Genomic DNA, 14,551 nt, shown 5'->3' with positions numbered 1-14,551 from the left:
GAGCGGATGCCTGCGGCATCCGCTCTTTCGTATCAGGATTAAACAGAAGACTGTTCGAAACAGCAGTAAACTACCTGAGAGTCACCCCTTCCCTTTGGACAACCGAGCGAAGGCGAAGGTTGCGCGCGTAGCGCTGGCAGGGGGATGGGTCTGAGCGGGGAGAGGTCTATTGAAACAGATCGTACTTGCTCTTCGGTCGCCGTTTATCGTACCAGCCAAAGCCTTTCAGCAGCAGCTCGCTGGGGCTTTTCTGGCGGATGGGCCATACGGTGCCTTCCACGTTGCTGCGGTACACCACACGCTGGAGGTCGCCCTTCACGAAAAAGACGTCCATAAGGTCGGCGCTCGTCTGGTTGATGCCGGTGAAGGCGCTGTCGTTATCCTGGAGAAAATAAACCGTTTCGGCAAATCCCTTGCAGCGGAGCGAATCGATAGTGCCATCGCGGAAATAGCCATCAAGACGCGTCGATTTCATCTGGTTATAAATGCCCGGCTGCACTTCGCTGGCTACGAAACTGTTGTTGAATACCCGGATGCGGTCGGCTTTCTTGTTTTTTGTAAAGAGGTAGATCGTGTCGCCGGTCACCTGGTTTTTCTTGTTCCAGACTACGGGATCCTGGAAAAGCCGGAACACCGAGTCGCGGAACGAATAGAACATACTGTCACCAACTGCCTGCAGCGAATCCGAATAAATACGGACATTCCGGTAAGCCTCGAAGTAGCGGTTGGCGGAGTCGCGCGCCGGGTCGGGCGCTTTCGGTGCTACCGGCGGCTTTGTCTTTGATCCGTTTTTGGCTTTTAACGGTGGCGGCACTGGAGTTTTTGCAATAACAACCGTATCCTTCTTCGTACTGTCCAAGGGCAGGGCGGAAGCAACCAATGAATCCTGGCGGCGGATCTCGGCCGAGCGCACCAGGTCGGTGAGCCGCGCCGAAAAAAGCGTGTCGGCAGCCACGAAGATGGAATCCTTGTCCTGCCGGATGATCATCAGCGGCTTTTTGGTAGCCAGGTAAGCGCCCGTCTTTTTGTTTGCGAAAATCCGGTCGGCGAGGATGTTGACGCCCTGGCAGGAATCGATCAGCACCGCTCGGCCTTCGATCTGCACGATGCCGGTGGCATCGTCGGAGGCAATCTGGTCGCCCACCACGCGCAGGCACTTGTCTTCGATCGAAGTTCGTTGCGTAAAGGTCGCGCTGCGTGTAGCTACGCTGTACGAGCCTTCCCTGGTGCGGATCACGCGGCCGCTGCTGTCGCGGATATAGGTGTCGGTGATCATCCGCGCCAGTTTCGTTTCCGTATTATAAAAAATAGAATCTGTTTTGAGATAGGTGGAGGGGTCCTTCATCTCCACGTTCCGCTTGAAGAAAATGTCTTTGGTATCGGAATAATAAGTGCCTTCCTCGCTCGTGATCACCGACTTCCCGGCCTGCACACGGCCACCGGTCTTATAAGTGGCGATCTTGGTGGCCACATCGTATTCAAGCTCGTTGGTCGTTACGCGGTTGCGCCCGTCCGTAAGACGCACATTGCGCTGCAGCACCGCGAAGCGGGTGTCGGTGTGGTAACGCAGGTACTCGGCGTTGATCCGGGTGGTGTCGTCGATGATCCGGATATTGCCAAACGCCTCCATGATCTTCGTTTGCGAATTGACCACGAGCGAGTCGCAATAAAAAAGGGTACGGTCCTGCCGCACGCCCACGGTGCCAGCAAGGATCTGCAGCTGGGTGCCATCGGGGAGGGTCTCCACGCGCTGGCGCTGGGTGCCTTCAAGAATGTGCACAACCTTGGTGGTATCCTGCGCGCCGGCGCAGAAACCAATCAGTAAGAGGAAGACGAAAAAGAGGTGCCGCTTCATTTGAGCTTAACCGCAACGGTATCCTTTGCTATGGGCGAAGTTAGCGGCTCGGTTTTGCCCTTGCCGCCGAACACGGAAAGATTAACGTAGCGTTTGGGGTGAACGCGTACGTCGTCGAGCAGGATCTCGAGGCCGAGCATGGCACGGTTCAGCTGTTCGTAGAGCTTGCGGTCGGTCATGAGCGCGCCCAGCGTACCGTTAGGATCCTGGAGCTTGTCGATGGAGCCACGCAGTCCGGCCGCCGAGCCTCTGAGCTCCCCGATAGTGCCTTCCAGCGCCGCCACCACTTCCTTAATATGGGCATTGGCGAGGTTGCCGGTCATCGTCTCCACGTTGCGGATAGAATGGGTGATGGCCTCGTTGTTGCGCGCCAGGTTGCCGCTGACGGCATTCATATTGTTGAGCGTGCCGGCAAGGGCGCCGGTCTGGTCGTTCAGCAGGCGCTGCAGCGATGCGGAGCCCACGGTGAGGTTGCCCACAAGCGACTGGATATTGTTCTTCGTGCGCGGGTCGAACACCGAATTCATATTGCCGATCACAAGGCGTAGCGAGTCGAGCGTCATGTTCACCTTTTCGAGGGTGGGAGCGACCTGGGTTTTCAGGTCGGCCAGGAAACCGCCGCTCTGGTTGGTGCGGATCGTGTCGCCGATCTTCAGAAAATGGTTGGAGTTGCCCTTAGCAATGGTGATAAAGGCGGAGCCCAGCGGCGAACCGTCGATGAAGGCGGTGGAATTGGCAGGAATGTTTACATCTTCACTCATGTGAATTTCCACCACGATGGAGCTGACCTCCTTATCGGTCGGGCGGAAAGTGTACACTTTACCCACGGTGTAACCACCGATCTTGACTTCATTTGATTTTTGCAGCGCGCCCAGGTTGGTGAAAACGGCATAAAGAACAGGGTCTTTGCCTACCAGTTTCTTGCCTTTCAGAAAGTTGAATCCAATCACTAATACCAAGATGGCTACGATTGCGAGCAGGCCGACCTTGGCTTCGTTTTTAATCTTCATGCCTTGTTGTTTACGGGGCGCACAGCGCCCGAATCGCCGCCAAAATAACGACAAAAACAGCTAGCCCTTCAAAATGGCTGTGCTGCCGGCGGGATGGGGTAAAAAACTGTGCCACAGGAAGAATCATACGATATCCGATGTCTGATGTCTGATTTTAATGAACAGCGCCGGGATAGTTCCCGGCGCTGTGAATGATTAATGGATGTGCTTTCGGTTATCGCGTAGACTTGATCCGAACCTGCTCGTGTTGCTCAATGGCTTGCAGGAAGGCCGCGGAGCCGGAGCCCGCCGGGACATTGGTGGTGCCCGCCGGCACGCGGTTCTTCTCCAGCCAGTCCAGGTAATTGCCCAGGGCCCGCGAAATACACTCGGCCGTTTCCTGCTGCCCCTTTTCACTGTTGAGGTAATCTTCCTCCTCCTTGTTGGTGATAAAGCCCGTCTCGATCAGCACACTCGGCATCGCGGTAGCCTGGAGCACCCAGATGCCTTTCTGGCGCTGGTAGGAACCCTGGCTCACTCGGCCCGACTTGGCAAACTCGGCTTCCACGAAATCCGCCATGCGCGAGGAACGCTTCCAGTATTGCTTCGTCTTCACCGCCGAAAGGGCAATAAATTCGGGCGAGTTCGGGTCGATGTCGTTGTATTTCTCGCGGTAGTTTTCTTCGGAGAACATCTGCGCGTTTTCCCGGATCGCAATTTCCTTATCCTCGGTTTTGTGCGCTCCCCAGATATAGGTCTGGGTGCCCTTTGTGTTGGGGTACACGTTGTAATACCGGTACCTGGGCACCTGCCGGGTATGTTTTTTCTTCTTTTTGCCTTTACCCGTATAATAAACCTGGGTTTCCGTACCGACCTGCTCGCGGGCCTGCCGGGGTGGCATGGCATTTACGTGGATGGAGATAAACAGGTCGCCGTTGTTGGCATTGGCGATATCGGCGCGCTCATGGAGCCCGACGATATCACGGCCGGGGCGGGTTTCTACAATGCGGATATTGGGATGATCCTTGGCAATCTGGGCAACGGCTTTTTTGGCGATGGCCAGGCAGATCTCGTCTTCGTAAGAATAGGAACCATGCGCGCCGTTGTAACCGCCGCCTTTCATCACACCGTGTCCGGCATCGATGATCACCGTCTTGATCGGCTGGGGTTTTTTGAGGGCCAGCAGTCCGGCCACAGAAAGGACGCCGAATAAAGCAGCAAGTGTTTTCTTTAGCATAGTGGATCTTTACGTTCTGTTAGGGGAATCTTCACAAATCGTTTAATTCCCAAAACTCTATTTTTGTTCGTCTTATATGATCGCTCCGCACAAATTTAGTTTAAAAATGCGCTTCCGGGCAACGGCGATCTTAGCATTGTTTTGTGCGATAACGTGGGGCGTAAGGGCGGGCGGTATTCACACCTTCAATATTGACAGGGCTTTAACAGCCGACACCACCAGGCCGAAGCCGCCCGCCGGGCGCGCGCCGGGACAGAAGCCACCCGTGTCGGACGCCTTTAAAAACACTTCGGACACAGGCCGACGCCCCGCCGCCGATACCATTCCCCGACGCGATACCGTACCGGTGCGCGACAGCAACCGGGTGCCGCGCACCGACACGTTTACGCTGCGGATGTCCAAAGACTCGCTCGACGGACCGGTGAACTATAAGGCCGAAGACAGTGCGGTGGTGCTGGTGCCGCAGAAAAAAATCATCCTCTACGGAAAGACGCATACCACCTATAAAGACGCGGTGCTCGACGCACCAAAGGTGGAGATCGACAACCAGACAAATACCGTGGTGGCTACCGGCGAAAAAGACAGCCTTGGTGAAACGATCACCCGGGCGCGGATGCAGGAGACCGACAACAAGTTCGAGAGCGATACGATCCGGTATAACTTCAAGTCGCAGCGAGGCCTGCTTACAAACACCTTCACCACCCAGAACGACATGTTCATCAACGGGCGTACCATCAAAAAGGTGGACGCCAACACGGTGTTCATCAAGGGCGGCCGCTTTACCACCTGCGACCTCGACGAGCCGCACTTCGCCTTCCGGGCCAACAAGCTGAAGATCATCAACAATAAGGTGGCCGTTTCCGGCCCGATGCACCCCGAGTTCGAGGGCGTGCCCGTACCGGTTTACCTGCCTTTCGGCTATTACCCGCTCAGCAAGGGGCGCCACTCGGGGCTGCTGCCACCGCAGTTCGTGTCCACGCAGGAGCAGGGCATCGGTCTCGAGGGGCTTGGCTACTACCGCGTGCTCAATGAATACCTGGATGCTACCTTCCGCGCCAACATTTATTCGTACGGCGGCTGGCGCGGCGACCTGAGCTCGAGCTACCGCAGGCGCTACCGCTACAATGGCGGCATCAACCTGAGCTTGCAGAATTCGAAATTCAACTTCAAGGGCGACCCGGACTACACCGCGGCCAAGACCTTCAACATCATGTGGAGCCACTCCGTGGACCAGCGCGCGCGGCCCGGCGTCAACTTCAGCGCCTCGGTGAACGCAGGCTCCACCAAGTACAACCGCTTTGTTACGTCAAGTCTTCAGCGTAACGTGCAGAACCAGCTCACATCGTCGATCTCCTACGCGAAAAACTGGATCGGCAAGCCCTTCGCGCTGACGCTTTCGGCCAACCACAGCCAGAACAGCGAAACGCGGGTCATCAACATGACGCTTCCGGACGCGACCTTCTCGGTAAATACCATTTACCCGCTGCAGCGCGCCGAGCAGGTAGGCGCACCTAAATGGTATGAAAAGCTCGGTGTGGGTTACAACGGTTCTTTCCGCAATAACTTCGCGTTTTACGACTCGGCTTTCAGCTTTCAGCGGCTCCTGGACACCCTCAGCTGGGGAGCCGTGCATTCCCTCCCGGTGAGCCTCACCCTGCCACCGCTGGGACCGGTGCTCGTGTCGCCGGGCATTTCTTACCAGCAGCAGTGGATCCAGCGCCGCACCCTTTTCAGCTGGAACGAGCAGGCCGGGAAGGTGGATACGATTCGCGAGAACGGGCTGTTTACCGCGCACAGCCTGGCCGCCTCGCTGGGCATCAGCACCAGCGTGTTCGGAACCTTCCAGTTCCACGGCTCGCGCCTGAAAGCCATCCGGCATACCATGCGCCCCAGCGTGAGCGTCAACTACACACCCAACCTGGCGCGGAATTACTACCGCGAATTCCAGTCGGACCGCAACGGAACCAAGACGCAATACAATGTCTTTTCTACCGGTGTTGGTACGCCCAACCTGTTTACCGGTTATTCTAATATCGAAAACGGCGGCCTTGGCTTCTCGCTCGACAACAGCCTTGAGATGAAACTGCGCTCCAAAGACAGCGGCGCCAGAGAGGACCGTAAAGTGCGCCTCATCGACGGTTTTGGCTTCTCGGGCGGTTATAACTTCCTGCTGGAAAAATACAAGCTGACCCCGATCGCCTTGTACCTGCGCAGCTCGCTTTTTGATAAGCTGAACCTGAACTTCACCGGATCGTTAAACCCTTACGCAGTAGATACGGCAGGCCACCAGGTTGAAGACTATGCCTGGAAAAAAGGCTTTGGCGCTGGGCGCCTCACTTCCGGGTCGATCTCGCTGTCGACATCCTTCCGGAGCAAGCCGCGCGACGCAGCACGAAAAGGGCAGCAGGCATCGGCCAGCAACAACATCAACGACCCGACCCTGATGGCCGACCAGACACGTCTTGCCGAATACATGCGCCTCAACCCGAACCAGTTCGTCGACTTCAATATCCCCTACGACCTGAGCCTCGACCTCGCATTCAATTTTACCCGGACGCCGCTTGCGAATTTCAGGACGCGTACCGACATCAACTCAAGCCTGAACTTCCGGAGCTCGTTCAGCCTGACTCCGAAGTGGAACTTCAGCTCCTACGGCTACTTCGATCTTAAAACGATGAAGCCCACCGGCCTCTCGCTTTCCATCAACCGCGATATGCACTGCTGGCAGATGTCTATCGGCCTCACACCGGTGGGCCCGCAGCGCTATTTCAGCATCAGCATCGCACCGAAGTCGAGCATCCTGCAAAACCTCAAGGTGAACCGCACGCGGGTATTTACGGATTTCTAACCGGGAATCGTGAATCGTCAAAAGGGTTGGCCGGTACTGACTGCTTTTTCAGCAGTGTCCTACCTCAATCCTGTATTTCCGGAATCTAGAATCTCAAATCGCTCAGGGTTTTGCCGTTTCCAGGTGTTGTTTCATGATGGCGAAGACCTCGTCGCGGAGCTGGTCGACGGTTTTCCCTACGGGGGAAACGGGCGGCAGGAAATGCATGGCCACGGGATGGGGCCAGAAATAAAATGATTTATGGGTAGGCAGCACCTGGCCGCTCCCGAAAAGGGTGGCGGGAATGACCGGCTTGCCGGTTTCGACGGCAAGTTTGAAGGCGCCGTCGTGAAAGCGCGTGAGGGTTTCGCCCGTGCGGTTGCGCGTGCCTTCGGGGTAGATGCACATATGCAGCCGGAGGCGCACCAGTACATCGCGCATCTTGCCGTAGGATGCCTTGCGGCTCTCTTCGCTTTTGCGGTTGACCAGCACGGAGCCCCGGCGGTAGATGATGCCGAAGAGCGGGATCTTCTCCATTTCGGCCTTGGCGATCGTCTTGTTGGCACCCGGTATGCCCGGACTCGACAGCGGCGGGTCCATATAGGAGGCATGGTTGCACACGATGATGTAGTTCTGGCCTTTTTGGAAATGCTCGCGCCCGCGGAAGCGCCGGCGCACGCCGGTGAGAAAGAAGAATACGCTCATCCAGCCCTGGATGATGGGCTGAAAGATATGCGAGCGCTTCGGCTCGGGGTAAAGCCCGATCACCCAGATCGGGATCAGGACGATGAGTAGCGTCAGGCAAAACACAAGCGCCGCCCAGACGGCGAAAACGCGTCCGAGGATATTTTTCAGGGATGACATCGGGACGAAATTAGCCGCTAAGCGGCATTCCACCTCACACCGCCCAGTCTATCGGGTCGAGGCCATGCTTCATCAGCCATTTATTGGTCTGCGAAAAAGGCTTGCTTCCGAAAAAACCATTGTTGGCGGAAAGCGGGGAGGGGTGCGCCGACTTGATCACCAGGTGCTTCTTCGTGTCGATCAGCGCTTCCTTGCTTTGGGCGAACTTGCCCCAGAGGATGAACACCACATGGGGGCGCTCATCGCTTACTTTTTTGATCACCGCATCCGTGAAATGATGCCAGCCGATTTTGGCATGGCTCATCGGCTCGCCGGCGCGCACTGTAAGTGAAGCGTTCAGCAGCAGAACACCCTGGCGGGCCCAGTGCTCGAGGAAGCCGTGTCGCGGGATGGGTGTGCCCACATCATCGTGCAGCTCCTTGAAGATATTGACCAGCGATGGCGGGGGCGGCACACCCTTCTGCACACTGAAGGAGAGGCCATGCGCCTGGCCGGGACCATGGTAGGGATCCTGGCCGAGGATCACCACCTTTACTTCGCCGAGCGGCGTGGCCGTAAATGCATGAAAGATATTCGGGCCGGCAGGATAGATGGTTTTGCCCTGCGCCTTTTCGGTTTTGAGATGCTCGGTGATCGTTTTGAAATACGACTGGCGAAACTCGCCCGACAAGGCTTCTTTCCAGCTGGCTTCGATTTGAACATTCATATGCGGCGCACGTTATTTGGCGCCAAGTTAGCCAAAACACAAATCGGCGGCTCATCGTTACCGCTGATCGCCGGCATGCGCCGGCGCCGCGCTACCTGAAGCGATGCGACCGCATGCGCAAAAAAAGCCCCCCGCTGCAGCGGGGGGCTTTACAAAGTATTCCGTAAATCGATCAACGCACCGAAACCTTGCCGGTAGCGAGGCGGCGGCCGCTTTCATCCAGCAGTGCTACCACGTACATGCCGCGGCTGACGCCGTTGAGGGTGACGTCCATGCGGTCGTACATGCCGGTTACCGTATAAGTACGGGCACTCACGAGGGCACCCTTCGCATCATATACGGCGAGCATACGGGCTTTGGCCTGTCCGGGCGTATTGAAATACCGAACCTGGAAGACGCCGTTGTTCGGGTTGGGATAGATGAACAGCTGCGCCATCGCCGAGTCGGAAATCGTGACCGTGTTCGAAAGGCTCGTACAACCGATGGCGTCGGTTGCGCGCACATTGTAGGAGCCAACCGCATCGATGCTCACCGGCACCGTGTTGCCGGTTGCTGCCAGGGCAACTCCGTTGCGGGACCACTGGTAGGTAACCGACGAGGGCGTTGAAGTAGCGCTCAGCGTCGTGCTGATGCCGGGGTACAGGCTCTGGAAAGGCGCAGCCTGGAGGCTGACCACCGGGACCGGGTTGACCGTGAGCGTCACCACCGAAGACTGGAGGCTGCCACATGGAGCGGCGCCGGTGATGATGCAGCGGTAGGTGTTGGCATTCATCGACGCAGCCACGTTATTGAGTGGGAGGCTGGCATTATTAGCCCCTGCTACGTTTGTAAAGCCGCCACCACCGGTGCTGACCTGCCATTGATAGGCGGGAGCGGTGCCGGTAGCCACGACGGCAAACGAGGCACCCTGTCCGGCGCAGATGGCTGCCGAAACGGGCTGGGTGCTCAGCGCAACCGGTGTATTTACGGTAAGGCGTTTCCCTGCCGAGGTAAGGCCGGGGCTGCAGGTGCCGGCAACCACGCAACGGTAAAGCGATCCGTTTTGCGAGGCCTGTGTCGTTCCGAGCTGGAGAGCAGCCGCTGTGGTACCGCTGTACACGCCGCCATTGGCGATGTTGGTGTAGGTGCTGCCGCTGTCGGTGCTCACCTGCCACTGGTAAGTAAGAGCAGTGCCACTGACGTTGAGTCCAAAGCCGGCAGGCTGACCCGCGCAAACGATCGTGCTGGAAGCATCCGTTACGAGGGCCGGTGCGGTATTCACCGTCAGCAGGGCTACACCCGAAGTAATGGAGGGGCAATTGCTGCCGACAACGCAGCGGTAGCGGTAGTTGTTGAGGCCGCTGGCCACACCGGTGAGCGACAATTGGTTGGAGGCGGCACCGTTATAGACGCCGCTGTTGGATACGTTGGCATAGCTGGCACCGCCATCGGTGCTTACCTGCCACTGGTAGCTGAGGCTGTTTCCCGTGACAGCCACCGTAAAGCCACTATTGCCGCCGGCGCAAAGCATGGCATCCTGCGGTTGGGTGGAAACGGTAGTGGCGGCATTCACAGTGAGCTGCGCGGCAGCGGTAATTACCGGGGCGAAACAGGTGCTGCTGACAACGCAGCGGAACAGGTTGCCGTTTTGAGCCGCGGCAGCATTGAAATTATAGGTAGCCGCGGTAGCGCCGGTGATATCGGTAAAGGTGGTGCCGCCATTGCTGCTCATTTGCCATTGATAGCCAAGGCTGCCACCATTGGCGCTGGCAGTGAAGCTGCCGGGTGCGCCTGAACAGACCGTCAGGTTGGCCGGGCCGGCGCTGACGGTAGTCGCCGATGTTACCTGGAGGGTGGCCGCGCCGGAGGTAGCCGCCGAGCCGCAGCCGCCGGTTACCACGCAACGGTAGCGATAGCCATTCTGGCCGGCTGCAGCCGCAAACGAATATACATCACCGGTAGCGCCGCTGATATTGTTGAAGGTAGTGCCGCCGTCGGTGCTTACCTGCCACTGGTATACGAGCGAGGAGCCGCTGGCAGCAACCGTGAAGCTGGCGTTGCCACCGGGACAAACGGAGGCTGCCAGGGGCTGCGTGGTTACAGCCGCCGCGCAGCTGGCGTTGGTAATCGTAAAGTCGGCGTTCGAAATGTCGAAGAAGATATTACCGATCGATTCAACCTTAATGCGGGCGGTGGTGGTGCTTACCGCGGGCAGCGTTACAGTTTCGCTGCCGTCGTTGGCCGTTGAGGCCACCAGCACGGTGGGGAAGGTGATGCCGCCGTCGGTGCTGAGCAGGATGCGTACGTTGGCACAGTTTACCGGGGGGGCCGTGGAGTTGGCTACATTCCAGGTGACGGTCTGGGTGGAGGCGCCCGCCCAGGAAAGCGCGGAATTCGGCACGGTAACCGCGAAAGGCCCGGAGGTTGTTGTAACGGTAACGTACATGTCGGTGAGGCTGGTCTGACCCACTTTCACCGGTGCGGTGGAGCTATAGGGAGCATTGTCGCGAACCGTAAGACGGAAGCTCAGTGTGCGGGCAACGGAGCTGAGTGCCTCCGAATTGGTTCCTGCATCGCCACCGGCGAGTGGCCCGGAAACAAGGCCGCCATTGAGGATCGTTGCGAGCTTCGGAAACAGGCGGGTGCCCGATGCGGTGGGAGAGAAGGATATCCAGTTGGGACCGGTTAGCTTGGTGGCGCTGGCAATGCTGCTTGACCCCGACTGACCGTTGAGGGCTTCGTCGTTTTGCTCCCAGCAATAGGTGAGCGGGTCGCCATCGGCATCGGTGGCCGTACCGGTGAGTGCGAAAGGCGTGCTCATCGGGATGGTATAATCGTTAACCGAAGCCACAACGGGCGTCGCGTTGGCGATTGCCACCGTCACCGGGCAGGTACGCACGTTCAGGTTTGCCTGGATCTGCTCGATCGACGTGGCATGATAAATATCGATGGAGTGCGGCGCTACGTCGCGCGAGGTGATGCCCGCATAGCCCATGATGGTAATACCCGAACCAACCTCTTTGTTCTGGCCCGAACCTTCGAGGCTGTGTGAGAAGGTGTGGTTGGCTCCCAGCTGGTGGCCTACTTCGTGTACCACGTAGTCGATATCGAAGTCGTCGCCCTGCGGGATGTTGTTGGCCGGCGAGGTAAAGCCGCGGCCCTTGGTGCCCGCAGTGCAGATACAGCCGATACAACCTGCGTTGCCACCGCCACCGGAAGCACCGAACAGGTGACCGATGTCGTAATTGGCATCGCCGATATTGGCAGTCAGCGTGGTCTGCAGCTGACCGTTCCAGGTGCCGCCGGCACCGGTGGCGGCGTTGGCGTAGGGGTCGGTGGCAGCGTCGTAATAAAATACGTTCGTGGTACTGTTGATCAGGTTGAGGTGCAGGGCGAGGTCTTTTTCATACACCCCGTTGCAGCGCGTGAGGGTAGCATTTACCGCGGCCAGCACGAGGCCTACCTGAGCGGCACTGGTGGCGCCGAAAAAATTGGAGTATTCGGCGGTCACCGATTGCGCGAGGCGCAGCGTTTTGAGATTGCCGCCCGAGCGTGCCGTGGGCAGGGCGCGGAACACCTGGCGGTTAAGGCCATCGGTGATCTCCTGCTCCGTCGTGGAGCAATTCCACTGGCTGCCGCTGCGGTCGTGGCGGGCACGGAATACGGCATAAACCGTATGATCCTGCGAATAGGCTTCCAGGAATTCATTGTCGCTGCCCGTGCGGAATACCATACCCTGCACCCCCTGGGGCGAGTAGCTCAGTTTGAGCGTGGCACCGGGGTCGCTGAGGCTGCGGCCCGAGAAAGCGCGGATCTCGGGGAAGCGGGCCTGGAGGGCCGGCTCGAAGTTGGAGCCTTCCACCACCTCGAAGGTTTCGAAAGCTCCGTCGGCATTAGGCAGCACAATTTGGGTACTGTGCGACACCGCGTTGCCTACGACCTTGAAAAGCTCGCTGCGCAGCGCAGCCTGGTCGAGGGCAAAGAGCTCAAAGACTTTCGGAAAAGAAGGACGGGTCGCGCCCTTATCGGGCACGATGGGCTCGGAGCCCGTGTGAGCGCGCCAGGGATTTTTATCCTGCGCCTGGCCGGTAATGGCGAGAACGACGAATAAACCGGCGAACAACAACTTTCTCATAAACAGTAATGCGTTAGTAATGTAGGATTGCAGTTAATAGCCGCCTAAATCTACGGTAATACCGCCCGAGGGTCGGATATTTTCGGTGGGTGCCGAAAAATCAACGGGCACAAACCGCCGGAGCTCAGCATTGTATTCTGCCGGTGCTTGCCGCAGTGCGGCAACCGGAGTAGCCGCTCCGGCAACCGAAAAACGCAGCGCCGTCCGCCAGCGTTGCGCTTTCGCCGAAAAAAGAAGCCAATTCAAACCGATCCGGCTATTTTCGATGCAGTCCCGGTGCTTGCCCGGGCAGCATCAACAACTAAAACTAAGGGCGCGCGCACTCCCTGGCAGCGCGACCGAACTGACACACTATGTACCTGTACTCGCGAACTGCCCGGCCGTTGAAGGAATCCGACGGAAGCGGGCCGAAGGCTTTCTACCTGAATCGAAAGGTGCTGCTGGCGGTTTGGGTGCTCCTGCTCCCGCTGCTGCACCTCGCTACCGATTTTGCCAATGGCCGGATCAACAACTACAAGATTTTCCGACAGGTATATTTTCACCTGATACAGCAACAACCGCTTTATACGCCTTACCCTGCCCAGTACGACGACATCAACCATTACGGTCCGCTCTTCGCATTCGTGATGGCCCCCTTTGCGATGCTTCCCGATGTTGCCGGCGTGCTGCTCTGGAACATCGGGAACGCGGCCTTCCTGTTTTACGTGCTTACGCGCACCGCTATGCGCAAGCACCAGCAAAACCTCGTCATCGCGCTTACGAGCGTGGAGATGGCCAATGCGATGTGGTCGACGCAGTTCAACAGCGCCGTGGTGGGCATGATGGTGCTCACGCTGGTGCTGGTGGAAGAAGGAAAAGATTTCAAAGCGACCCTGCTCATCATGCTGAGCGCCTTCGTAAAAATTTACGGCGTGCTCGGACTGATGTTCTTCCTGTTTTCGAAAAAGAAAAAAGAATTCGTGCTTGGCTGCGCTTTCTGGTTTGCGGTGTGCCTGGTGCTGCCGATGCTTTTTACTTCACCCGGGTATATCCTGCAGACCTACCGCGAATGGTTTGCCGAACTGTCGGTGAAGAACGCGCTCAATATCAGCCTGAGTTCCTCACAGGACGCTTCAATCCCGGGCATGCTGCGCCGCATCCTGCACCAGCCTTTCCGGTCGGGACTGCCGTTCCTGGTGCCGGGAGCCCTGCTGCTTCTCGCGCCGCTCGTGCGTGTTCGCCAATATGCGTCGGCCCAGTTTCGTTATTACATGGTTGCCTCTATGCTCCTGTTCATCAGCCTTTTCAGCTCCGGCTCGGAACACCCGACATTCATTGTCGGGATGACCGGCGGCGCCATCTGGCTCAGTTACCACATCGCGGAAAAAAGAACGGCGGGCTTCAGGTGGCTGATCCCCTTTGTGCTGGTCTTTGCCGGCCTCGGACCGACGGACCTGTTCACCAAGGAGTTTCGCGTCTTTATGATCAACTACAGTCTCAAGGCGCTGCCGTTTGCGATACTCTGGGGGGGCCTGCTGAAAGACCTGCTGTTGCAGGATTTCGTATCGCCGGAAAAGAGCATGCTGCGGTATGTAGCAAGACAGAAAAAGGCCTCCGGCGGGCTGTTGCGGGCGGGTGAGCCGGGGGCGAACGCCTGAAACATTTCCGGCGGATGAAAAAAGACGATCGGGAAAAAGAGGCTTCTTTTTATCCGCCGAATTTTCTATTTTGGTGGCCCGCTATGCCCGAAACCGACCATCACGAAAACGAACTGCTTCGCCGGCTGGAACTGGAATATACCGAGAAGGTAGCCGCCGGTGCTTCGCACGACGAGCTGCGTCCGCTCCGTAGCCTGGTCACGCGCATCCGCACGCGCCTCGAAATGCATACCGTTATGGTTCCCGTGGATCTTCAAACCCACCCGGCGCTGCAGCGCCTCCGAAAAAAGTTCAGGAAGGAGACCGGGCGGGTCTGACGCTA

At 57.9% G+C, this 14,551-nt stretch carries 9 protein-coding genes; 3 read left to right on the top strand and 6 right to left on the bottom strand.

The genetic code is table 11. The features are described from left to right. Positions 1 to 166: 166 nt before the first annotated feature. The 3 genes from EPD60_RS01390 to EPD60_RS01380 all read right to left on the bottom strand — a co-directional run bounded on the left by EPD60_RS01390 (position 167) and on the right by EPD60_RS01380 (position 4,081). Entirely contained in the window at positions 167 to 1,855 is a 1,689-nt protein-coding gene (locus EPD60_RS01390) for an OstA-like protein (RefSeq protein ID WP_131446088.1), read from the bottom strand. Next, positions 1,852 to 2,865, bottom strand: a complete 1,014-nt coding sequence (locus tag EPD60_RS01385) for an MlaD family protein (RefSeq protein ID WP_131446086.1) — start codon at positions 2,863 to 2,865, stop codon at positions 1,852 to 1,854. Before EPD60_RS01385 ends, EPD60_RS01390 begins: the two co-directional genes overlap by 4 nt. Positions 2,866 to 3,079: 214 nt before the next feature. Then, positions 3,080 to 4,081 (bottom strand): N-acetylmuramoyl-L-alanine amidase family protein, encoded by a 1,002-nt coding sequence (locus EPD60_RS01380; RefSeq protein WP_131446084.1) that lies wholly within the window; start codon positions 4,079 to 4,081, stop codon positions 3,080 to 3,082. Positions 4,082 to 4,346: 265 nt separating this feature from the next. Between EPD60_RS01380 and EPD60_RS01375 the strand changes: the two genes are divergently transcribed. Then, the gene (locus tag EPD60_RS01375) at positions 4,347 to 6,929 is read left to right on the top strand and encodes a putative LPS assembly protein LptD (RefSeq protein ID WP_131446082.1); all 2,583 of its coding nucleotides are present in this window, start codon (positions 4,347 to 4,349) and stop codon (positions 6,927 to 6,929) included. 102 nt (positions 6,930 to 7,031) lie between these two features. Here the strand turns inward: EPD60_RS01375 and EPD60_RS01370 are convergent, their stop codons facing one another. The 3 genes from EPD60_RS01370 to EPD60_RS16770 form a co-directional block, all read right to left on the bottom strand. Then, the gene (locus EPD60_RS01370; RefSeq protein WP_131446080.1) at positions 7,032 to 7,772 is read right to left on the bottom strand and encodes a lysophospholipid acyltransferase family protein; all 741 of its coding nucleotides are present in this window, start codon (positions 7,770 to 7,772) and stop codon (positions 7,032 to 7,034) included. A 34-nt stretch (positions 7,773 to 7,806) separates the two neighbouring features. Then, the gene (gene ung / locus EPD60_RS01365; RefSeq protein WP_131446078.1) at positions 7,807 to 8,478 is read right to left on the bottom strand and encodes a uracil-DNA glycosylase; all 672 of its coding nucleotides are present in this window, start codon (positions 8,476 to 8,478) and stop codon (positions 7,807 to 7,809) included. A 172-nt stretch (positions 8,479 to 8,650) separates the two neighbouring features. Next, positions 8,651 to 12,592: a reprolysin-like metallopeptidase gene (locus EPD60_RS16770; protein WP_165871362.1), complete on the bottom strand. Its 3,942-nt coding sequence runs from the start codon at positions 12,590 to 12,592 to the stop codon at positions 8,651 to 8,653. 383 nt (positions 12,593 to 12,975) lie between these two features. Here EPD60_RS16770 and EPD60_RS01355 point away from each other — a divergent pair, with 383 nt between their 5' ends. Both EPD60_RS01355 and EPD60_RS01350 read left to right on the top strand, forming a co-directional pair. Next, positions 12,976 to 14,229 carry a glycosyltransferase family 87 protein gene (locus EPD60_RS01355; protein ID WP_165871361.1) on the top strand — a complete coding sequence of 418 codons (1,254 nt, stop codon included), beginning with the start codon at positions 12,976 to 12,978 and terminating at the stop codon, positions 14,227 to 14,229. Between the two features lie 83 nt (positions 14,230 to 14,312). Next, the gene (locus tag EPD60_RS01350) at positions 14,313 to 14,546 is read left to right on the top strand and encodes a hypothetical protein (protein ID WP_131446074.1); all 234 of its coding nucleotides are present in this window, start codon (positions 14,313 to 14,315) and stop codon (positions 14,544 to 14,546) included. Positions 14,547 to 14,551: the final 5 nt, after the last annotated feature.

This window comes from Flaviaestuariibacter flavus, from assembly GCF_004337505.1.
Taxonomy (GTDB): domain Bacteria; phylum Bacteroidota; class Bacteroidia; order Chitinophagales; family Chitinophagaceae; genus Flavisolibacter; species Flavisolibacter flavus.
The sequence above is the reverse complement of the archived record's forward strand: the minus strand, read 5'-3'. Positions and strand labels throughout refer to the sequence as shown.

Excerpts from the sequence above, each read along its gene's own strand:
- EPD60_RS01390 (WP_131446088.1), bottom strand. The coding sequence starts at position 1,855 with ATGAAGCGGCACCTCTTTTTCGTCTTCCTCTTACTGATTGGTTTCTGC.
- EPD60_RS01385 (WP_131446086.1), bottom strand. The coding sequence starts at position 2,865 with ATGAAGATTAAAAACGAAGCCAAGGTCGGCCTGCTCGCAATCGTAGCC.
- EPD60_RS01380 (WP_131446084.1), bottom strand. The coding sequence starts at position 4,081 with ATGCTAAAGAAAACACTTGCTGCTTTATTCGGCGTCCTTTCTGTGGCC.
- EPD60_RS01370 (WP_131446080.1), bottom strand. The coding sequence starts at position 7,772 with ATGTCATCCCTGAAAAATATCCTCGGACGCGTTTTCGCCGTCTGGGCG.
- ung (WP_131446078.1), bottom strand. The coding sequence starts at position 8,478 with ATGAATGTTCAAATCGAAGCCAGCTGGAAAGAAGCCTTGTCGGGCGAG.
- EPD60_RS16770 (WP_165871362.1), bottom strand. The coding sequence starts at position 12,592 with ATGAGAAAGTTGTTGTTCGCCGGTTTATTCGTCGTTCTCGCCATTACC.
- EPD60_RS01350 (WP_131446074.1), top strand. The coding sequence starts at position 14,313 with ATGCCCGAAACCGACCATCACGAAAACGAACTGCTTCGCCGGCTGGAA.